The 21,256-nt window shown below is 69.1% G+C and carries 14 protein-coding genes; 4 read left to right on the top strand and 10 right to left on the bottom strand.

From position 1 onward, the window contains the following. The first annotated feature begins 27 nt into the window (after positions 1–27). Positions 28–2,034, top strand: coding sequence for a glycosyltransferase (locus ACFYV5_RS01050; RefSeq protein WP_389162810.1), 2,007 nt, complete (start codon positions 28–30; stop codon positions 2,032–2,034). Positions 2,035–2,041: 7 nt separating this feature from the next. Here the strand turns inward: ACFYV5_RS01050 and ACFYV5_RS01045 are convergent, their stop codons facing one another. Continuing rightward, complete coding sequence (locus ACFYV5_RS01045; RefSeq protein ID WP_389162808.1) at positions 2,042–3,163, bottom strand: hypothetical protein; 1,122 nt, start codon at positions 3,161–3,163, stop codon at positions 2,042–2,044. A 264-nt stretch (positions 3,164–3,427) separates the two neighbouring features. Here ACFYV5_RS01045 and ACFYV5_RS01040 point away from each other — a divergent pair, with 264 nt between their 5' ends. Both ACFYV5_RS01040 and ACFYV5_RS01035 read left to right on the top strand, forming a co-directional pair. Beyond that, entirely contained in the window at positions 3,428–4,507 is a 1,080-nt protein-coding gene (locus tag ACFYV5_RS01040) for an LCP family protein (protein ID WP_389162805.1), read from the top strand. A gap of 12 nt (positions 4,508–4,519) precedes the next feature. Beyond that, entirely contained in the window at positions 4,520–4,891 is a 372-nt protein-coding gene (locus tag ACFYV5_RS01035) for an NTP pyrophosphohydrolase (protein ID WP_389162802.1), read from the top strand. Here the strand turns inward: ACFYV5_RS01035 and ACFYV5_RS01030 are convergent. From ACFYV5_RS01030 to ngcE, 9 genes are all read right to left on the bottom strand, one after another. Further along, positions 4,888–6,363 (bottom strand): amino acid permease, encoded by a 1,476-nt coding sequence (locus ACFYV5_RS01030; RefSeq protein WP_355106369.1) that lies wholly within the window; start codon positions 6,361–6,363, stop codon positions 4,888–4,890. The two genes, ACFYV5_RS01035 and ACFYV5_RS01030, sit on opposite strands and share 4 nt — an antisense overlap. Positions 6,364–6,551: 188 nt before the next feature. After that, entirely contained in the window at positions 6,552–8,471 is a 1,920-nt protein-coding gene (gene dxs / locus ACFYV5_RS01025) for a 1-deoxy-D-xylulose-5-phosphate synthase (protein WP_355106367.1), read from the bottom strand. 172 nt (positions 8,472–8,643) lie between these two features. Then, positions 8,644–9,999: a sugar ABC transporter permease gene (locus ACFYV5_RS01020; RefSeq protein WP_389162798.1), complete on the bottom strand. Its 1,356-nt coding sequence runs from the start codon at positions 9,997–9,999 to the stop codon at positions 8,644–8,646. Then, complete coding sequence (locus tag ACFYV5_RS01015; RefSeq protein ID WP_389162794.1) at positions 9,996–10,802, bottom strand: ATP-binding cassette domain-containing protein; 807 nt, start codon at positions 10,800–10,802, stop codon at positions 9,996–9,998. The genes ACFYV5_RS01020 and ACFYV5_RS01015 overlap by 4 nt, the downstream gene beginning before the upstream one ends. Positions 10,803–10,980: 178 nt before the next feature. Continuing rightward, positions 10,981–12,081 (bottom strand): substrate-binding domain-containing protein, encoded by a 1,101-nt coding sequence (locus ACFYV5_RS01010; RefSeq protein ID WP_355106363.1) that lies wholly within the window; start codon positions 12,079–12,081, stop codon positions 10,981–10,983. Positions 12,082–12,202: 121 nt separating this feature from the next. Continuing rightward, positions 12,203–13,426 (bottom strand): ROK family transcriptional regulator, encoded by a 1,224-nt coding sequence (locus ACFYV5_RS01005; protein ID WP_355106361.1) that lies wholly within the window; start codon positions 13,424–13,426, stop codon positions 12,203–12,205. Between the two features lie 211 nt (positions 13,427–13,637). Next, a complete protein-coding gene (locus tag ACFYV5_RS01000) occupies positions 13,638–14,561 on the bottom strand; it encodes a carbohydrate ABC transporter permease (protein WP_355106359.1) in 924 nt (307 codons plus the stop codon). 11 nt (positions 14,562–14,572) lie between these two features. After that, a complete protein-coding gene (locus tag ACFYV5_RS00995) occupies positions 14,573–15,496 on the bottom strand; it encodes a carbohydrate ABC transporter permease (protein ID WP_389162789.1) in 924 nt (307 codons plus the stop codon). 48 nt (positions 15,497–15,544) lie between these two features. Further along, the gene (ngcE, locus tag ACFYV5_RS00990) at positions 15,545–16,996 is read right to left on the bottom strand and encodes an N-acetylglucosamine/diacetylchitobiose ABC transporter substrate-binding protein (RefSeq protein WP_389162787.1); all 1,452 of its coding nucleotides are present in this window, start codon (positions 16,994–16,996) and stop codon (positions 15,545–15,547) included. Positions 16,997–17,387: 391 nt separating this feature from the next. On the opposite strand from ngcE, the gene ACFYV5_RS00985 reads away from it, so the two are divergent. After that, positions 17,388–21,194 (top strand): GH92 family glycosyl hydrolase, encoded by a 3,807-nt coding sequence (locus tag ACFYV5_RS00985; protein ID WP_389162784.1) that lies wholly within the window; start codon positions 17,388–17,390, stop codon positions 21,192–21,194. The last annotated feature ends 62 nt before the right edge of the window (positions 21,195–21,256 follow it).

Raw genomic sequence — 21,256 nt, 5'->3', positions numbered from 1 at the left:
CGCCCCGGCCACGCCCCCGGAGAACCCGTGAAGATCGACTTCCTGATGTACAGCGCCTACGGTCAGGCCGGTACGTCCGTCGCCACCCAGACGCTCGCCAACGCCCTGGCCGCCCGGCACCACGACGTCCAGCTGGTGAGCTGCTTCCAGTATCACGACGTACCGCCGCTGCGCTTCGAGCCGAACGTCCGGCTGCGCACCCTCGTGGACACCCGCAACGGCTCGCCGGACCTGGAGAACCCGCTGCACCAGGAGGCCAACGAGTACGCGATCGGTTACAAGGCCGACGACAAGAACCGCTACAGCAAGCTCCTCGTCGAGCGCACGGCCGCCTACCTGCAGAGCACCGACGCGGACGTCGTCATCGCCACGGCCCCCGGCAACATCACGCTGCTGGCCGAGCTGGGCACCGGGCGGTACGTCTCCCTCGGCCAGGCCCACACGCACTACCACCACCAGACCCCCGCGTCCCGGAAGATGCTGGACGCCCAGATCCCGCGGCTCGACGCCTTCGTCACGGTGACCCACAAGGACGCCCAGACGCACCGGGACGCGTACGGCGCCGTCGGAACGGTCTTCCAGGCCATCCCGAACGCCACCACGGGCACCTTCATGCGGGCCGACGTGGGCGCCTCGCGGATCGTGACCTCGTCCGGGCGCTTCGTCGACTGGAAGCGCTTCGACCTGCTCATCAACGCCTTCGCCCAGCTCGGTACGAAGCACCCCGACTGGACGCTGCGCATCTACGGCAGCGGCGTGGAGAAGGCCAACCTCCGCAAGCTCATCGACGACCTCGGGGCCAACGAGCGCATCCAGCTCATGGGGCACACCACGTACCTGCGTGAGGAGCTGGCCAAGGCCGCCCTGCACACCTCGACGTCGACGGACGAGACCTTCGGTCTGACCATCGTGGAGGCCATGACCTGCGGCGTGCCGGTGCTCAGCACGGCGGGCCCGCACGGCCCCTCGGAGATCATCGACGACGGCGTGAACGGCGCCCTGTCGCCCGTCGGCGACGTGGACGCCTTCGCCAAGAGCCTCGACTGGCTGATGGGCGACGCCGACCTGCGCGTGCGGCTCGGCGCCAACGCGCTGGAGAAGTCCCGCGTCTACAGCCCCGAGGCGCAGGCCGAGACGTACGAGGGCTTCCTCACCCAGCTGCTCTCGGCCCGCGACTTCCGCCCCGAGGCCCTGTGCCGGGCCACGTCCTCCGGCGACCTGGAGTTCGTGCTCGACCCCGCCACCGCGCCCGGCGGCCGCTTCACCGTGCTGTGCGTCAACGCGGCGGACGGCAGGCAGGCGTTGATGGTCGCGCCCGTGGAGCAGACCGCCAACGGGCACCTCTACGCCACCGTCCCGGGCGGGCTCCGGCTGGCCACCGGCACCTGGAACGTGCTGCTGCGCCGAGAGGACGACGGTGTCCTGCGCCGGGTCCGGATCAAGGAACTCCAGCAGACCGCGAACTCGCTCATCTCCGCCCCCGGGGACCCCGCTCCGGTGCGCTTCAGGACCTTCACCCGCTCGGACGACGGCTGTCTCCAGATCGTCTCCCGCGAGTTCGCCGCCCACGCGGAGGTCCTCTCCGTCGAGACGAACGGCTCACATCTCTACGTCCAGCTCTACCCGCTCGGGGTCCCCGCGTCCCCGGCCGCCGGCCCCCAGGTCGACGTCGCCGGGCAGGGCGCACAGGTCATCGCCCAGAGCCGGAAGAACAAGGAAGCCTTCTTCGCGATCCCCTGCGCGTTCGCGCCCGGACAGGCCGGCTTCACCCTCGATCTCCACCAGTACGCGGACCGGATGATCGACATCGACACGGGCTGGGACCTCTCGCTCGTCGTGCCGGGGAACCTGACGGCCGACGGCACGTCCTACCGGCTGCGGCTCGGCCGCTTCCGCGACGACATCCTCAGGCGCAAGCCCGTGTACGTGCATCCGAAGACCACCCTCGCCACCGCGGGGGGCCGCTCGGTCACGTATCACCCGTACTACACCGACAGCAACTACCTGTCGATCGGGCTGAAGCTCTCTTCCTGAGGGTTCCTCAGACGCGGACCGAGCGCTCCAGCGTGAGGCTCGGTCCGCCGCTCTGGCGGGCGACGCGCAGCGCGCCGTCGTCCCCGATCAGCGCGAGCACCACACGCCCGTACGCGTCGTGCGCGAGGGCCGGCCCGCCCACACAGACCTCGCCCGTGGGCGACCACCAGGCACCGCCGCCCTCGTTCTCCGTACCGAACGCGGTGAACATGACCTGGCCGTCCTGCGCCCGGTGGGCGAGCACCGTGCAGTCGTAGCCGCCGAGCAGGGCGCGCAGTGCCGACACCGGGCCGGACACGGCGGACCCGCCCATCGGGATCGCCCAGGTTCCGGGGCGATGGGCGACGACGGTGCCCATGGCCTCGTCCGCCCAGTAGTACGTCACCCGGTCCGGCGCCGTCTCCAGTCCGACAGCGGTGCCGGGGGCGTGCGCGAAGGGGATGTCGTGGTCCCGCCCGTAGGCGCCGTCGGACGCCTGCCGGCTCAGACGCAGCGTCAGCCCCGTCCCGGGGACCAGCAGCTCCACCCGGCCGGAGGCCAGGGTCACCGCGGCCGTCCCGTCATGGGTCCGCCTGCCCTTCAGGTCCTGCCACGGCTCCCACTGGCCGCCCGCCCGCTCGCACCGCAGGAACAGGCTTCCGGCGAAGTTCCGTACGACGACGTGCAGCAGTCCGCCCGCACCCACCGCGGCCGACGGCACGCCGAGCCCGGCCGCCTTGACGGGGTCTCTGTCGGGATTGCCCAAGGAGCGCCACTCGGTGAGGGGACGACCGCTCTGGAACTGGGTGGCGCTCACCAGGTCGACGATCTCGCCGCTCTCGTCGTGCCGGACGCGGCGGCCCGCGAAGTACACGAAGCCGTTGGTTCCCTGAGCCACCGACAGGTGCGTGAGGCCCGGTACGGGCAGGAGCTCGGGCCCCGTCCACTCGGGGCCGCCGGGGAAGGTCTCCGTCCAGCGCAGCACCCCTTCGGCGCCGAGCGCGTAGGCGGTGAGTCTGCCGTCCTTGCCGAGGACGAGCCACCGGCCGCCGGCGGTCGCCCGCGCACGGAGCGTCGCGTATGTGTCCGGGAGGGGCGCGCCCTCGACCGGGGCTCTCCCCCTGGCGGCGCGCCTGGATCTGACCGGCATGGTGTGAGGTCTTCCTTCCCCGAAGTTCCCCGGCTCCGAGTCCGGAATTGCCCATCGCCCTTCGGCGTCTCGGCATGCGGCAATCCGTGTCACGCAACATGCGCGAAGGGAATGCCGGAACTGAAGGGCTGGGCGATTAATTATACGCGATTCGAAAATACGTCTATAGTGCATGGCCTGCCCCCCACGACGTGGACCGGCCCCACCCGAGTCCCCAACTCCACCCCGCCCTTTCCGGGCCACGAGATCAAGGGACTCGAGCAGTTGAGCCACGACGTCATGCCTCAGGGGCCGCGCGCCGCACGGCGGGGAAAGTCCTCCCAGCGCAAGCGGAAGCGCCGGACCGGGCGGATCATCCTGCTGACGCTGCTCGTTCTCGTCCTCGCCGCCGGCGGCACGACGTACTGGATGTACTCCAGCATCGACGGCAACATCAAGGGCGTCGACCTCAACAAGGCGCTCGGTGACGACCGCCCGCAGCGGCTCCCGACCACGGGTCAGAACCTGCTCGTGCTCGGTTCCGACTCGCGGGCGGGCGCCAACGCCTCGCTGGACGGCGGCAAGGTGTCCGGCGCCCGCTCGGACACCGCGCTCGTGGTGCACATCCCGGAGGGCCGGACCCGGGCCACCGCGATCAGCATCCCCCGCGACACGCTGGTCACCCGGCCCGAGTGCGAGAAGTCCGGCGGTGGCACGGCTCCGTCCAAGCAGCGGGTCATGTTCAACTCCGTGTACTCCCAGTTCGGTCCGGCCTGTGTGGTGAAGACCGTCGAGAAGATGTCCGGGGTGCGGCTCGACCACTACCTGGAGATCGACTTCTCCGGCTTCAAGGACCTGGTCGACGCGATCGGCGGCGTCACCGTCGACATCGAGGAGCCCATCAAGGACGGTGCGGCCGGGCTCGACCTCGCCGCCGGTCCGCAGAAGCTCGACGGCACCGAGTCCCTCGCGTTCGTACGGACCCGGTACGGCGTCGGGGACGGCAGCGACCTCGGCCGCATCGGCAACCAGCAGAAGTTCCTGATGGCCCTGCTCGGCGAGATCAAGCGACAGGACCTGCTCGGCAGCCCGACCAAGGCCTACACGGTGGCCGACTCCGCCACGAAGGCACTCACCACCGACTCCGAGCTGGACTCGCTGACCAAGCTGAGCGAGTTCGCGCAGTCGATGAACGGCGTCGACCCGAACAGCATGGAGACGATCATGCTGCCGGTGGCGTACGACAAGAAGGACCCGAACCGCGTGGTCGCGGCGGAGCCGAACGCCTCGCAGCTCTGGAAGGCGATCCGGGAGGACACCCGGATCCCGGAGTCCGCGAAGAAGTCCCCCGCGACCGGCGGCTGACATCCTGTCCGTATGGACCCGGAGCCTGAGCTGCCCCTGCTGATCGTCGACGGCGCCAATGTCGTGGGCTCCGTACCCGACGGGTGGTGGCGGGACCGGCGGGCGGCCGCTGAGCGGCTGCGCGACCGGCTCGCTGCCGGGGGCGGGCCGGAGGGCGGCCCCTTCGAGATCGTGCTGGTCGTCGAGGGCCGGGCCCGCGGCGTGGAGTCCCTGCCGGGGGTACGGGTCGAGGAGGCGCCGGGCAGCGGCGACGACCTCATTGTGGACCTGGCCCGGAACGCGGCCGGTCGGCCGTGCCTGGTGGTCACGGCCGACCGGGAACTGCGGCGGCGGGCGGAGGAGCACGGGGCCCGGTGCGTGGGCCCGCGCGCCCTGCCGGTCTAGTACACCGCGTCCGGTCCGGCCTTGCCGAGGCGGCTGTTGCGGCGGCCGTACAGGAAGTACACGACGATGCCGAGGGCCATCCAGACCGCGAAGCGGAACCAGGTCTCACCCGGCAGGTTGAGCATCAGCCAGAACGACGCGGCGATGGATGCGATCGGGAGCACCGGCACCCACGGCGTGCGGAACGCGCGGTGCAGGTCCGGGCGGGAGCGGCGCAGCACCATCACGCCGACGGCCACCATCACGAACGCGAAGAGCGTGCCGATGTTCACCAGGGTCGCGAGCTCGTTGATGCTGGTGAAGCCGGCCACGATCGCGATGAGCACGCCGAGCAGGACGGTCGGCCGGTAAGGCGTCCTGAAGCGCGGGTGCGTCACGGAGAAGAACCGCGGCAGCAGCCCGTCCCGGCTCATCGCGAAGAACACCCGCGTCTGGCCGAGCAGCAGGATGAGGCAGACGGTGGTGAGGCCGACGGCGGCGCCGAAGCTGATCACGCCGGCGTAGAAGGGGTGCCCGGTCGCCTTGAAGGCGTCGGCCAGCGGGGCGCTCACCGACAGCTCGCTGTAGTGCTGCATGCCCGTCACGACCAGCGCGACGGCGACGTAGAGCACCGTGCAGATGAACAGCGAGCCCAGGATGCCGCGGGGCATGTCGCGCTGCGGGAGCTTGGTCTCCTCGGCGGCGGTGGCCACCACGTCGAAGCCGATGAAGGCGAAGAAGACGACGGACGCGGCGGTGAAGATGCCCATGACGCCGAAGTTGGTGGGCTCGTAGCCGAAGATCGTCTGCACCAGCGGGGCGTCCCAGCCCGAGCCGGCGGGCGGGGTCACCGAGGGCGGGATGAACGGCGAGTAGTTGTCGCCGACGATGAAGAACAGCCCGGCGACGATCACGATCATGACCACGGTCACCTTGATGGCGACGACGAGGGCGGTGATCCGGGCGGAGAGCTTCATGCCGAGGACGAGGATCACCGTCAGCACCAGGACCAGCAGGAAGGCCAGGATGTCGAAGGTGCCGTCGGGCGCGTCGGGCCCTTCGAGTGCCGCTGGTAGATGCCAGCCGACGTTGTCCATCAGGGACCGGACGTAGCCGGACCAGCCGACCGCGACGACGGCCGTGCCCAGCGCGAACTCCAGGACGAGGTCCCAGCCGATGATCCAGGCGGGCAGTTCGCCGATGGAGGCGTACGCGAAGGTGTACGCCGACCCGGCGACCGGGACCGTCGAGGCGAACTCGGCGTAGCAGAGCGCCGCGAGCGCGCAGACGATGCCTGCGGCGACGAAGGCCAGCGCGGTGGCGGGACCCGCGTTCTCCTTGGCCACCTTGCCGGTGAGCACGAAGATGCCCGTGCCGATGATGACGCCGACGCCGAAGACGGTCAGGTCCCATGCCGAGAGGGACTTCTTGAGTGCGTGCTCCGGTTCTTCCGTGTCACGGATCGACTGCTCGACCGTCTTTGTTCGGAACATCCCGGAGCTCGCTCGTGGGTGCTGGTCCGTGCTCACCGTCGTACCTCCGTGCCGTCGGTCACAGGACCCATGATCGAGAGGGTTCGGGGTTCCCGCCTGCCCGGGAAACGGGGTTTCACACGAAAGGACCGGTCGGCCACCCCTTGAGGTGGTCCGACCGGCCCAATGGTCACACTGCCCGGCGGCGGTCAGTCGCGCGCGGGCTCCACGGCCCGGCTGCTGTCCTCGTACCGGCCGTCGAGGCGCGAGACCAGGCCGGTGACCTGCCGGGCGATGTCCGGCGCGGTCAGGCCGATCTCGGCCATGACCTCGGCGCGGGAGGCGTGGTCGAGGAAGCGCGGCGGGATACCGAAGTCGCGCAGCGGTACGTCCACACCGGCGTCGCGCAGGGCCTGCGAGACGGCCGAGCCGACACCGCCGACGCGGCTGTTGTCCTCGACGGTGACGACGACCCGGTGCTGCTCGGCGAGGGGTGCCATGGCCTCGTCGACCGGCTTGACCCAGCGGGGGTCGACAACGGTGGTGGTGATGCCCTGCTTGTCGAGGAGGTCGGCGATCTCCAGGCACATCGGCGCCAGCGCGCCGACCGAGACGAGGAGCACGTCCGGCCTGTCGGAGCCGGGCTCGCGCAGCACGTCCATGCCGCCGACGCGGCGCAGGGCCGGTACCGCGGGGCCCACGGCGCCCTTGGAGAAGCGGACGACGGTCGGGGCGTCGGTGACCTCGACGGCCTCGCGCAGCTGCGCGCGCACCTGCTCGGCGTCGCGCGGGGCGGCGAGCCGCAGGCCGGGGACGACCTGAAGGATGGACATGTCCCACATGCCGTTGTGGGAGGCGCCGTCGGTGCCGGTGACGCCCGCGCGGTCCAGGACGAAGGTGACGCCGCACTTGTGCAGGGCAACGTCCATGAGGACCTGGTCGAAGGCGCGGTTGAGGAAGGTCGCGTAGACGGCGAAGACGGGGTGGAGTCCGCCGGTGGCGAGGCCGGCGGCGGAGACCGCGGCGTGCTGCTCGGCGATGCCGACGTCGTACACCCGCTCGGGGAAGGCCTTGGCGAACCTGTCGAGGCCGACGGGCTGGAGCATGGCCGCGGTGATCGCGACGATGTCCTCGCGCTCCTTGCCGAGCTCGACCATCTCCTGCGCGAAGACGCCGGTCCAGTCGGCGCCGGAGGAGGAGATGGGCAGGCCGGTGTCGGGGTGGATCTTGCCGACGGCGTGGAAGCGGTCGGCCTCGTCCTCCAGCGCCGGGCGGTAGCCGCGGCCCTTCTCGGTGAGGCAGTGGACGATCACCGGGCCGCCGAAGCGCTTGGCGCGCGTCAGGGCGGACTCCAGGGCCTCGATGTCGTGGCCGTCGATCGGGCCGACGTACTTCAGGCCGAGGTCCTCGAACATGCCCTGCGGGGCGATGAAGTCCTTCAGGCCCTTCTTGGCGCCGTGCAGGGTCTCGTAGAGCGGCTTCCCGACGACGGGGGTGCGCTCCAGGATGTCCTTGCCGCGGGCCAGGAAGCGCTCGTAGCCGTCCGTGGTACGGAGCGTGGCCAGGTGGTTCGCGAGGCCGCCGATCGTGGGGGCGTAGGAGCGCTCGTTGTCGTTGACGACGATGACCAGCGGGCGGTCCTTGGCGGCGGCGATGTTGTTCAGCGCCTCCCAGGCCATGCCGCCCGTGAGGGCTCCGTCGCCGATGACGGCGACGACGTGGTCGTCCTTCTTCAGGACCTCGTTGGCCTTGGCCAGTCCGTCGGCCCAGCCGAGGACGGTCGAGGCGTGCGAGTTCTCGATGATGTCGTGCTCGGACTCGGCCTGCGAGGGGTAGCCGGACAGGCCGCCCTTCATCTTGAGCTTCGAGAAGTCCTGGCGGCCGGTGAGCAGCTTGTGGACGTAGCTCTGGTGGCCGGTGTCGAAGAGGACCTTGTCCTTGGGGGAGTCGAAGACGCGGTGCAGGGCGATGGTCAGTTCGACCACGCCGAGGTTCGGCCCGAGGTGGCCACCGGTCTTGGAGACGGCGTCCACGAGAAACGTCCGGATCTCCTCGGCCAGCTGTTCCAGCTGTTCCGGGGAGAGCCGGTCCAGATCGCGCGGTCCCCTGATACGGGTCAGCAATGCCACCCGTGCCTCCTTGCCATTGAGCTGGTCGAGCTTGCCGATTTGTCGAGTCTAATGTTCCGCCGCCGGCCGTCGTCATCGGGCGGCGGGTTCCGCGTCACTCGTGTGGGGTACACAGGGCCAGACGCAGCAGTGCCCGGCGCCGGTTCTCCGGCGCCGGGCACTGTGGGGTTCGTTACGCGCGACCCGCTGTCTTCTGGGTGCGCCGCGAGATCGAGTCGATCACGACGGCGGCGAGCAGCACCGCGCCGGTGATCATGTACTGGATCTCGTTGGCCATGCCGATCATGTTCAGGCCCTGCTGGATCGACTGGATGACGATCATGCCGAGGAGCGCCGACCAGACCTTGCCGCGGCCGCCGAAGAGGCTGGTGCCGCCGATGACGGCCGCCGCGATGACCAGCATCAGCGTGTTGCCGCTGCCGAGGCTCTTGGTGGCGCCGCCGGAGAGGCTGGCCACGAAGAGGCCGCCGAAGGCGGCGAGCATGCCGGAGAGGCCGAAGACCAGGATCCGGATGCGGTCGACGTTGATGCCCGCGCGGCGGGCGGCCTCGGCGTTGCCGCCGACCGCGAAGACCTTGCGGCCGAAGAGGGTGCGGCGGGCGACGAAGTCGGCGATCACCAGGACGGCGAGGAAGAGGACCAGGGCGAGCGGCAGGCCGCGGGCGCCCTCGGGCTCGTTCAGGACGTAGGCGACGACGAAGCAGAGGATCGCGACGACGGTGGTGCGCAGCGCGATCTCGCTGACCGGGCGGGCCGGCAGCGCCGCGGCCTTGCGGCGCTTGGCGTCCAGGAACAGGGAGCCCGCGTAGGCGAGGACCGCCACGAGGGCGAGGCCGTACGCGGCGGCCTTGTCCTCGAAGTAGTACGCGGTGAGGCTCTCCACGATCGAGCCGGTGGGCGCGTTGATCGAGCCCTCCTTGCCCATCAGCCAGATCTGCAGGCCGCTCCAGCCGAGGAAGCCGGCGAGGGTGACCACGAAGGCCGGGACGCCGATCTTGGCGAAGAAGAAGCCGTGCAGCAGGCCGATGAGGAGGCCGGACGCGACGGCGAGGACGACCGACAGCAGGTCGTTCACGCCGTTGGTGACGTTGAGCACGGCCCAGACGGCGGCGCCGACGCCGGCGACCGAGCCCATCGACAGATCGATCTCGCCCAGGATGAGGACGAAGACGATGCCGACGGCCATGATGCCGAGGCCGGAGGAGTAGACCGCGATGTTGGCGACGGAGCTCGCGGAGAGGAAGTTGCTGTTCTGGACCTGGAAGACGATCGCGATGACGATCAGGCCCAGGACGACGGGCAGGGAGCCGAGCTCGCCGCCGCGGATCTTGCGGTTGAACTCGGTCCAGTAGCCCTTGAGGCCCTCCTCGCGGACCAGCAGGCGCGGGTCGACGGCGGGGATGGGCGCGGCGGAGGCGGCCGGGGCCGGCGTGGCCTCGGGGGCCGGGGCGCCGGTGGCCTCGGGCGCGGTGCCGGACTCGGTGCCGGGCTCGGTGCCGGGCTCGGGGGTCTTGGCGAGGTCGCTCACTTCGCGTCCTCCTTCGTGGCCGTGGCCGAGGCCGTACGGGCCTGCCGACGGGTCACGGCGTTGTCCGTGGCACCGGTGATGGCGGCGATGATCGTCTCGTGGGTGGTGTCCTTGACGTCGAAGACACCGTTGTTGCGGCCCAGGCGGAGGACCGCGACCTTGTCCGCGACGGCGCGGACGTCGGCCATGTTGTGGCTGATGAGGATGACTCCGTGGCCGCGCTCGCGCAGCCGCTCCACCAGGTCGAGAACCTGTGCGGTCTGCTCGACGCCGAGGGCGGCGGTCGGCTCGTCCAGGATGACGATCTTGGGGTCGCCGATCAGGGCGCGGGCGATGGCCACGACCTGACGCTGACCGCCGGAGAGCGCCGCGACCGGGATACGGACCGACGGGATACGGATGGACAGCGTGTCCAGGAGTTCCTTGGCGCGCTTCTCCATCGCGATCTCGTCGAGGACGGACGCGGAGCGCAGCTCGCTGCCGAGGAAGAGGTTGGCGACGACGTCGAGGTTGTCGCAGAGCGCCAGGTCCTGGTAGACGGTGGCGACTCCGAGGTTCTGGGCGTCGTGCGGCTTGGTGATCTGGACGGGGCGGCCGTCCCACTCGATGGCGCCCTCGTCGATCGGGTGGACACCCGAGATCGTCTTGACGAGGGTCGACTTGCCGGCGCCGTTGTCGCCGACCAGGGCGACGACCTCACCGGCGTGGATCTCCAGTTCAACGTCGGTGAGCACCTGGACGGCGCCGAACCGCTTGGAGACTCCGCGCAACGCCAGCACGGGCGTAGCGGACACGTGAATCATCTCCTTCGCCGCCTGACCGGCGGGGATGGTGGTGCGAAGAGCACAGAGGGGGCTGTGAGAGGAGTCCGGCGCCCCGCCCCCGCTTGCGGGGCGTTGAACGGGGCGGGGTGCGCCGGACCGGACCGGGGGCGGCTTCGGAGGAGGTGTGCGGTCCGAAGGGCCGTACCGGCAGCGGGGGTTACTTGATGCCCGCCGCCTCGCAGGCCGCCTTGTACTCGGCGGTGCAGATGTCGGCGGCCTTGTAGACGCCGTCCTTGATGATCGTGCCGGCGATGTCGTCCTTGGTGACGACCTGCGCGTCGTACAGCTTCGCCGGGATGTCCTTGAACTCACCGGTCAGGCTGGTGACCTTGGTGGGGACCAGGTCGTCGATCTTCTCGCCCTTGAGCAGGCGGACCGCGATCTCGGCGGTGGTCTCGGCCTCCGGCTTGATCTGCTTGTAGATCGTGAAGGACTGGTCGCCCTTCAGGATGCGCTGCAGACCGGCGAGCTCGGCGTCCTGGCCGCCGACCGGGACCTTGATGCCCTGCTTGGCGAGGGCGGTGATGATGCCGCCGGCCATGCCGTCGTTGGCCGAGTAGACGCCCTGGAAGCCGTTCTTGCCCAGCGAGTCGATGGCGGCACCCATCTTCTTGTTGGCCTCGTCCGGGGACCAGTCCGGGATGTCCTGCTCGTAGACGACCTTCTTGACCTGCGTGTCGAGGACGCTGTGGGCGCCCTTCTTGAACAGCGGGGCGTTCGGGTCGGTCGGCGAGCCGTTGATCATGACAACGTTGGCGTCCTTGGCCTTGTCGCCGAGCGCCTTCACGAGGCCCTCGCCCTGCAGACGGCCGATCTTCTCGTTGTCGTAGCTCACGTAGGCGGAGATCGGGCCCTCGGCCAGGCGGTCGTACGCGACGACCTTGACGCCCTTCTTCTCGGCCTGCTGGACCCAGGACTTGGTGGCCTTGTAGTCGACCGAGTCCAGGATGATGACCTTCACGCCCTGCGTGACGAGCGCGTCGAACTGCTTCTTCTGCGTCTCGGTGTCCTGCGCGGCGTTGTTGTACTTGACCTCGCAGTCCGAGCAGAGGGCCTTGATCTTCGCCTCGATGATCGGGCGGTCGAAGGTCTCGTAACGCGTGGTCTTGTTCTCCGGAAGCAGCAGACCGATGGTCTTGCCGTCTCCGCCGTTCCCGCTACCCGAGTCGCTGTCGCCCGCCTTGCCACAGGCGGCGACGGAGAGGGCCATCGAAACGGCGGCCGTGCCTATGACGACGCGACGCGTCAATGCGTTCATGTGGGGTGCCTCCCTGACGAGGCCGCGACATTGCGGCCGAGGTGGCTGGAAGTCAACTCGGCCGCAACCCCGACGTCAAGGAGTAAATCCTTAACGAGATGACAACGGTGCCATCCGTTATCTAAGTGAAGGCAGGCGTGGCGGTCCGCCGGGCCGTCGGCGCCGCCCCGGGCAGGGCGCTCTCCAAGAGGGTCGAATCGCCCATTTCACTCAGGGCGAGCGCCAGCGCGCCGAGCACTTCGGCCCGGCCGCCCAGCGCCCCGGGGGCCAGCGACAGCTGGCGGGCGGCGCTGGGGATGGCGTAGCGCGAGACGGAGTCGCGGATCGGCGCGAGCACCAGCTCCCCGGCCTCCGCGAGGTCGCCCCCGAGGACCACCCTGCTGGGGTTCAGCAGGTTGCAGAGGTTGGCGACGCCGCTGCCGATGTGGCGCCCGACGTCGGCGATCACGCGCCGGCAGCCCGGGTCGCCGTCCCGGGCCAGCTGGACGACCCTCTCCATGGTCAGATCGGGTCCGTGGCCGGGCTGGAGCAGGGGCAGGACGTAGCGGGCGGCGGTGAAGGTCTCCAGGCAGCCGCGGTTGCCGCAGCGGCAGACAGGGCCCGACTCGTCGATCGTGATGTGCCCGATCTCCCCGGCGGTGCCTCCGGGGCCGCGGTAGACCCGCCCGTCGATGACGAGGCCGGCGCCCACACCGCTGGCGACCTTGATGTAGGCAAGGTCCTTGACCCCCCGGCCACTGCCCCAGACGAGTTCGCCCAGCGCGCCGAGATTGGCGTCGTTGTCGACGTACACGGGCACGCCGAGCCGGCCGGAGAGCTCGTCGGCCGGGTTGATTCCGCTCCAGCCCGGCAGGATCGAGGTGGAGCCGAGCGTGCCGGAGGAGACGTCGATCGGCCCGGGCACGCCCAGGCCGACGCCGACGACCTTGTCCCGGCCGATGCCGGTGGCCTCGATCAACCGTGTGACCAGGCGTTCCGCCCGGTCGAAGCCCTCGGCGGAGGACGCGTCGACGTCGAGCGGCTCGGACTCCTCGGCGAGGACCTGGTGGGCGAGGTTGCCGACGGCGACCCGCAGGTGCGTATGGCCGAAGTCGACGCCGATGACGATGCCGGCGTCACCGGAGAGCGAGACGCTGCGGGCCCGGCGCCCACCGGCGGAGGTGGGGGTGACCTCGACGGTCCCGCCGTCCTTCAACTCCCGCACGATGTTGGAGACCGTGGCGGCGGACAGCCCGGTCGCTCGGGCGATCTCCGCCTGGGTGAGCGAGCCGGCCATGCGTACCGCACGGACGACCCGTTCGAGATTGGCCCTGTGCAGAGATGTCTGCGACCCCGGAGTCTCCATCGACTCATCCACTCCCGCCTGCGGGGGCCGCGCCACTGAGACCCCAGCCTCTTCTCCAACTTGTGAACTCTAAGATGAGCCTTTGGGGCTGTCCCCCGTCAAGACCTGAGCGGTGAGAGGCTCGGATGAGCCGACCCCCGACCCCGCGCGCGCCGAGGCCCCGGCGGGATGTCCCGCCGGGGCCTCGGTGCGTGTGGGGTCGGGGGTCGCGCTACTTGAGCGCTCCCGCGGTGAGGCCGGACTGGACCTGCCGCTGGAAGATCGTGTACACGACGAGTACGGGCAGCATGGCGATCATCATGCCCGCCATGAGCGCGCCCCAGTCGTTCTCGTACCCCTGCTGCAGCGCGATCATCGCCAGCCCCTGCGTGAGGACGTACTTCTCCTCCTGCTGGTTGAGCACCATCGGCAGCAGGTACTGGTTCCACTGCCCCAGGAAGTTGAAGATGCCGATGCTGATCAGGCCGGGCTTGGCCATCGGCACCATCACCTGGAAGAACGTCCGGGTGTGCGAGGCACCGTCGATCATCGCCGCCTCCGCGACCGAGGTCGGCAGCGTGCGGAAGAACGCCGTCATGAAGAAGACGGTGAAGGGCAGCGAGTACGCGATGTAGACCAGGATCAGGCCGTGGTACGTCGCGAGGAGCGAGCTGCCCGGGAAGTCCCGCAGGACGAAGAAGAGCGGGATGACCAGCATGAAGACCGGGAACGACATGCCCGCCACGAACAGGTAGTAGATGAACCTGTTGCCGGGGAAGGTGAAGCGGGCCAGGACGTACGCGGCCATCGAGCCGAGCACCATCGTGCCGACGACGGATCCGCCCACCACGATCACGGTGTTCACGAAGTACTGGCCCATGTTCGCGTCGTTCCACGCGTTGGACCAGTTCTCCCAGTGCAGGACGGTCGGCAGGCCCCAGGGGTCGGTCAGGATGCCGTTGCTGTCCTTGAAGGCGCTCCACAGCACCCAGAGCAGCGGGACGCCCACCATGAGCGCCCAGACGATCAGGATGCCGTGCGAGAAGACGTTGAGGACACCGCCCTCGGACGTGCGGCCGGTCGTCGGCCCGAGCTTCTTGGTGACGGTGCCGGGCGTCTCGTCCGGCGCCACCTTCACGATCTCTTCGGTCGTCATCCGCCGTACCCCTAGTACTCGATCCGCTCACGGCGCCCGAAGCGCATCGTGAGCACTGCGAAGGTCATCGTGACAATGAGCATCGCGATGCCCATGGCGGAGGCGTAGCCGAACTGGCTGTCACGGAAGGCCGTCAGATAGAGCCTCAGTGGCATGACGTCCGTGGCGCCGTCCGGGCCTCCCATGTTCACCGACATGATCTGGACCAGGGCGAAGGCGTCGAGCGCGATGATGCCCATGTACACCCAGCCGGTCTGGACCGTGTCCCACAGCAGCGGCAGGGTGATCTTGAAGAAGGTGTGGAAGCGGCTGGCGCCGTCGAGCAGGGCCGCCTCGTAGATGTCCCGCGGGATGGAGGCCATCGCCGCGGAGAAGAGCACCACGTAGAAGCCGACGTGGCCCCAGACCATGACCGCGCTGATGCACCACAGCGCGAGGCTCTTCTCGCCCAGCCAGGAGTTCTGCAGGCTGTCCAGACCCACCGCGCCGAGCAGCGAGTTGAGCATGCCGTCCTGCGGGTCCGGGTTGTAGATGTTGAACCAGATGACGGCGACGATCGTGATCGAGATGACCTGCGGGAAGAAGAAGACGAATTTGTACAGCTTGGAACCGGCCACACCGGTGACGACCTCGTTCTTCCTGCGCCGGCCGCCGACATTCAGCATGAAGGCGAAGAAGAGGCCGAGGCCGAGCGTGACGACCGGGACCAACGCCAGCATGTAGATGTTGTGGCGCAGGGCGTTCCAGAAGTCGTCGCTGTCCAAAAGCTTCTGGAAGTTGTCCAGGCCGACGAACTCCGCCGTTCCCACGAGCCCGGACCAGTCGGTCATCGAGATCTGGAACGCCTGGACGAACGGCGAGATCACGAAGAGCGCGTAGATGATCAGAGGCAGGGCCAGGAAGCCCACGATGAATCGGTATTTGCCGTGTTGCATGGTGCTCCCCGGCCCTTCCCCTCGTTTACGTCGTGCGGGACCAGCAGGTCAGGCGGTGCGCTTGAACTTGGCCACGGAGCTGTCCTTGGCCACCTTGTCGCATTCCTCCTGGGTCTTCTTGATCCACTCGGCGGCCTTCAGCTCCCCGGCGAGCAGCTGACCCGTCAGGCCACCGATCTTCTCGTCGGTGAGCGCCGGGTACCACTCCTGCAGCTGAAGGCTGATCAGGTTGGTGCCGGCGTCCTTGAAGACCTTGCTGGCGGAGGCGAGACCGGGCGACAGCGTCATGCCCGCGGTCGCGTCCATGACGCAGGTGAGGGACTTCACCTTCGTCGCGAAGTTCTGCGCGTGCTTCTTGGAGAGCATGATGCGCAGCAGCTCCATACCGCCGGCCGGGTTCTTGCCCTTGGCCGAGACCAGGTACGGCTCGCTCGGCTCGGCGCGCAGGGTGCCGTGCGGCATCTTGTCGCCGCTGCCGTCGAAGAGGGGACCGACCGCCATGCCGAAGTCGGCCGGGGTGGTCGGGGCGGCCTCGTTCTCGACCCAGGAGCCGTTCGGGATGAACACGGCCTTGCCCTTGTTCCAGGCTGTCTGCGACTGGATGTGGGTCAGGCCCTGGCTGCCTTCGAGAAAGTACTTCTTGGCGGCGAGCTCCTCGTAGTGCTCGACGACCTGCTTGACCCCGTCGTTCTTGGTCCAGGCGTTGGGCTCGAGGTTGTCGATCGCGATCCACCCCTCCATGCCGCCGATCTTGGCGATCTGCGCGAAGAGGTTGAAGTGCACGTAGTACGGGAACTTGCCCGCGTACGTCCAGGGCGCGATGCCGGCCTTCTTGATCTCGCCGCAGAGCGTGACCATCTCGTCGAGGGTCTTCGGGTACGCCCAGCCCTTGGACTCGAGCAGCTTCTGCGAGTACCAGGTGCCGTAGATCGTGAAGGCGTAGTACAGCACGTCGAAGGTGTCGCCGTGCTTGCCCTTCTCGATCGTGCTCGGGTGGATCGTGTCCCGGACCTTCTTGGCCGGGTCGTCCAGGGAGGGCGCGTCGAGCAGCTGGCCCAGGTCCTGCAGCTGGCCCTGGGTGGAGAGCTTGTTCATGTCCAGGTGGTCGGCGCCGGAGTTGTCGATGACGTCCGGCGGGTTGCCGCCCGCGAAGCGCGGGGTCAGCTTCGGGCCGACCTGCTGGGTGCCGGTGTGCTTGACCTCGGCGCCGTACGTGGCCTTGAAGTCGGCCTCCGCGTCCTTGGCGTACTGGTCGCCCAGGCCGCCCTTGAAGATGAACGCTTCGAGGGGGGCGCCCTGCTTCACGCCCAGCGGGTTCTTCTCGGTCTTCTCGGCGCCCGCGGCCTTGGTCTCCTTGTCGCTGCCGCCACCGCCACCGGTGGCACAGGCGGACAGGAAGCTCATCGTCGGCACCGTGATCAGACCGAGAGCGGCGGAGCGCTTGATCAGATCGCGGCGGCCGACGCCTTCGGGGTGGTTGTGCGCGGAGGTGGATCCCATGCTCAAGTCCTCGCCTTCATTCAGGACTCAGGCGGTGTACCGGTCGCCCGTTATCTGCTCGCCACAGGCGAAGGGCCCCGCCACCGCATTCGAATGCAGCTTGGGTCGTACAGGGGTCGTGCCGTCGCCTGAGTGGTACGACGGGCCGGACGCCGACAGGTATAGTCCACTTCCCTTCAACTGAGCAAGATCGAAAGCAGGTTTGAGCGGCAGTCTTTCCCGAGTTGAGACCTCGGGGATATCCCTGCTGTATCTGTACCGTTTCATCCCCCGACTTGCCGTCAACACCCTTGACACCACCCGCCACTTAGCCCCTACTGGGTCTGCGTCCCTCAGTTGACAACGTTGTCTAACCCAGTGGCAGGAGCGGCGACACGGCATGAAGCCCAGAATGCGCACCCGATCACGGCCCCGGAATTCCCGCCTCACAGCCGCCGCTCTGGTGGCTTCGACGGCCTTGGTACTGGGCTCGGTGCCCTCGGTGGCACAGGCACTTCCCGACCAAACGGACAACCCCTCCCAGGAGTTCACCACCTCCTTCGAAAGTGACGAAAACCCACCCACCTGGCGCAACACGGTGGAGGTCGGCGCGGACGGAACCAAGCGGACATCAGGCGTCGACGGCGGCTTCTCCAGCGGAATACCGGGCAACGTCACCGACAAGGTGGTGGAGCTGCGCGCCAGCGGCGAGCACGCGAGCGCGGGAGAGACCAAGGAGAACCTGGTCGACCTCCAGCCCGGCACGAAGTGGCTCGTCTTCGAGCCGACCGCCTGGATCGAGTTCGACCTCGACGAGCCGGTCAAGGTGGTGACCTACGCGCTGACTTCGGCGAACGACGCCGCCGAGCGCGACCCCCGCGACTGGACCCTGAAGGGCTCGGCCGACGGCAAGGAGTGGAAGGTCCTCGACACGCGCGAGGGCCGGACCTTCGCCAAGCGCTTCGAGACGAGGACGTACGACGTCACGAACGACACGGCGTACGCCCACTACCGCCTGGAGATCACGAAGAACGGCGGTGCCGGGCTCACTCAGCTGGCGGACGTTCAGTTCTCGAACGGGGACACCTCGGCCCCCGTCCCCGAGGAGATGCGCAGCCATGTCGACCGCGGCCCCGGCGGCTCCCCCACCGCCAAGGCCAACGCCGGGTTCACCGGCAAGCGGGCGCTGCGCTACGCCGGTACGCACAAGGCCGACGGCCGGGCGTACTCGTACAACAAGATCTTCGACGTGGATCTGCGGGTCGCCCGGGACACCGAGCTGTCGTACCGGATCTTCCCCTCCCTGCCCGAGACGGACCTCTCGTACCCGGCGACGCACGCGTCGGTGGACCTGGCCTTCACGGACGGCACCTATCTGAGCGACCTGCGGGCCACCGACTCCCACGGTGGGCTGCTGAGCCCGCGGGGGCAGGGCGCGGCCAAGCGGCTCTACGTCAACCAGTGGAACCAGGTGAGTTCCCGGATCGGCGCGGTCGCGGCCGGCAGGACCGTGGACCGGATCCTGGTCGCGTACGACTCCCCCCAGGGCCCGGCGACGTTCCAGGGCTGGATCGACGACCTCGTCCTGCGGTCCAAGGCCCCGGAGAAGCGTCTCGACCGGCTCTCCGACTACGCCTCCACGACCCGCGGCACGAACTCCAGCGGTTCGTTCTCGCGCGGCAACACCTTCCCCGCGACCGCCGTCCCGCATGGCTTCAACTTCTGGACGCCGGTCACCAACGCGGCCTCCAAGAGCTGGCTGTACGAGTACGCGCGCGGCAACAACGCGGACAACCTGCCCACCGTGCAGGCCTTCGCCGCGAGCCACGAGCCGAGTCCCTGGATGGGTGACCGGCAGACCTTCCAGGTGATGCCCTCGGCGGCCGCCGGCCCGCCCGAGACCGACCGGGTCAAGCGGGCCCTCGCCTTCCGCCACGAGAAGGAGACGGCGAGGCCGCACCTGTACGGCGTCACCTTCGAGAACGGCCTGAAGGCCGAGGTCACGCCGACGGACCACGCGGCGATGATGCGCTTCACCTATCCGGGTGAGGACGCGAGCGTGATCTTCGACAACGTCACCGAGGAGGGCGGACTGACCCTCGATCCGGCGACGCGCTCCTTCACCGGCTTCTCCGACGTCAAGAGCGGTCTGTCGACCGGCGCCACCCGGATGTTCGTCTACGGCGTCTTCGACGCTCCGGTCACCGGCTCCGCCGCGCAGGGCGTGAAGGGCCACCTCCGATTCGACGCCGGCGCCGACCGTACGGTGACGCTGCGTCTGGCCACGTCGCTGATCTCCGTCGACCAGGCGAAGGCGAACCTCGCCGACGAGATCCCGGAGGGCACCGGCTTCGAGCAGGTGCGGGAGCGGGCGCAGGACGCCTGGGACGAGGTTCTGGGCCGGGTCGAGGTCGAGGGCGCGAGCCACGACCAGCTGGTCACTCTCTACTCCAGCCTCTACCGGCTCTACCTCTACCCCAACTCCGGTTTCGAGAAGGTCGGGGCGAAGGAGCGGTACGCCAGCCCGTTCTCGCCCATGACGGGCCCGGACACCCCGACCCGTACGGGCGCGAAGATCGTCGACGGGAAGGTGTACGTCAACAACGGCTTCTGGGACACCTACCGCACCACCTGGCCCGCCTACTCCTTCCTCACCCCGAAGAAGGCCGGTGAACTGGTCGACGGCTTCGTGCAGCAGTACAAGGACGGCGGCTGGATCTCCCGCTGGTCCTCCCCCGGCTACGCCGACCTGATGACCGGAACCTCCTCGGACGTCGCCTTCGCCGACGCGTACGTCAAGGGCGTGGACTTCGACGCCGAGGCGGCGTACGAGGCGGCGCTGAAGAACGCGACGGTCGTGCCGCCGAGCCGGGGCGTGGGCCGCAAGGGCATGGAGACCTCGCCGTTCCTCGGCTACGCCTCGACGGAGACCCACGAGGGCCTCTCCTGGTCCCTGGAGGGGTATCTCAACGACTACGGCATCGCGAAGATGGCCGAGGCGCTGCACAAGAAGACCGGCGAGAAGCGGTACCAGGAGGAGGCGGCGTACTTCCTCTCCCGCGCGCAGAAGTACGTCTCGCTCTTCGACGCGAAGGCCGGCTTCTTCCAGGGCCGGAACCTCGCGGGCGACTGGCGGGTGCCCTCGGAGCGGTACGACCCGCGGATCTGGGGTCACGACTACACCGAGACCAACGGCTGGGGCTACGCCTTCACCGCCCCGCAGGACTCGCGCGGCCTCGCCAACCTCTACGGCGGACGCCCGGCCCTGGGCGAGAAGCTGGACACGTACTTCTCCACGCCGGAGACCGCGAGCCCGGAGTTCGTCGGCTCCTACGGCAGCGTCATCCACGAGATGACCGAGGCGCGGGACGTCCGGATGGGCATGTACGGGCACTCCAACCAGGTCGCCCACCACGTCCCGTACATGTACAACGCGGCCGGGCAGCCGTGGAAGACGCAGGAGAAGGTCCGCGAGGTGCTCTCCCGGCTCTACACCGGCAGCGAGATCGGGCAGGGCTACCACGGCGACGAGGACAACGGCGAGCAGTCGGCCTGGTACCTCTTCTCCGCGCTGGGCTTCTATCCGCTGGTGATGGGCAGCGGGGAGTACGCGATCGGCTCGCCGCTCTTCACCAAGGCGACCGTCCGCATGGACAACGGCCGCACACTGGTCGTCGAGGCGCCCCGGAACAGCGCGAGGAACCTCTACGTCCAGGGCGTGAAGGTCGACGGCGTCCACTGGAACTCCACCGCGCTCCCGCACCGGCTTCTGGCCGACGGCGGCACGCTGAAGTTCGAGATGGGTCCGCGGCCCTCGGCCTGGGGGACGGGCGCGTCGGCCGGGCCGGTCTCGATCACCCGGGACGACAAGGTGCCGTCGCCGCGGGCCGACCTGATCAGCGGGACGGGGGCGCTCTTCGACGACACCTCGGCGACGTCGGGCGCGGTGACCTCGCTCGACCTTCCGGTGGCGAAGCCGGTCCGCGCGGTCCAGTACACACTGACCTCGTCGGCGCGGGACAAGGCGCCGGGCGGCTGGGTCCTCCAGGGCTCGGCGGACGGCACGGTCTGGAAGGACCTGGACCGGCGGACGGGTGAGTCCTTCGGCTGGGACCGGCAGACCCGGGTCTTCACGGTCACCGCACCGGGGACGTACGCGTCGTACCGCCTGGTGCCGGCCGCACCCGCCACGCTGGCGGAGGTGGAACTGCTGGGTTAGTCCCGCACGCGGAAGGGCCCTCACCCCGGAACTCCGGGGTGAGGGCCCTTTCTCTGCTCTGC

Source organism: Streptomyces sp. NPDC003035 (genome assembly GCF_042888285.1).
Classification (GTDB): Bacteria; Actinomycetota; Actinomycetes; order Streptomycetales; family Streptomycetaceae; genus Streptomyces.
The sequence above is the reverse complement of the archived record's forward strand: the minus strand, read 5'-3'. Positions and strand labels throughout refer to the sequence as shown.

Coding starts and splice junctions, on each gene's coding strand:
- ACFYV5_RS01045 (WP_389162808.1), bottom strand. CDS start 3,163: ATGCCGGTCAGATCCAGGCGCGCCGCCAGGGGGAGAGCCCCGGTCGAG.
- ACFYV5_RS01035 (WP_389162802.1), top strand. CDS start 4,520: ATGGACCCGGAGCCTGAGCTGCCCCTGCTGATCGTCGACGGCGCCAAT.
- ACFYV5_RS01030 (WP_355106369.1), bottom strand. CDS start 6,363: ATGTTCCGAACAAAGACGGTCGAGCAGTCGATCCGTGACACGGAAGAA.
- ACFYV5_RS01015 (WP_389162794.1), bottom strand. CDS start 10,802: ATGATTCACGTGTCCGCTACGCCCGTGCTGGCGTTGCGCGGAGTCTCC.
- ACFYV5_RS01010 (WP_355106363.1), bottom strand. CDS start 12,081: ATGAACGCATTGACGCGTCGCGTCGTCATAGGCACGGCCGCCGTTTCG.
- ACFYV5_RS01005 (WP_355106361.1), bottom strand. CDS start 13,426: ATGGAGACTCCGGGGTCGCAGACATCTCTGCACAGGGCCAATCTCGAA.
- ACFYV5_RS01000 (WP_355106359.1), bottom strand. CDS start 14,561: ATGACGACCGAAGAGATCGTGAAGGTGGCGCCGGACGAGACGCCCGGC.
- ACFYV5_RS00995 (WP_389162789.1), bottom strand. CDS start 15,496: ATGCAACACGGCAAATACCGATTCATCGTGGGCTTCCTGGCCCTGCCT.
- ngcE (WP_389162787.1), bottom strand. CDS start 16,996: ATGGGATCCACCTCCGCGCACAACCACCCCGAAGGCGTCGGCCGCCGC.
- ACFYV5_RS00985 (WP_389162784.1), top strand. CDS start 17,388: ATGCGCACCCGATCACGGCCCCGGAATTCCCGCCTCACAGCCGCCGCT.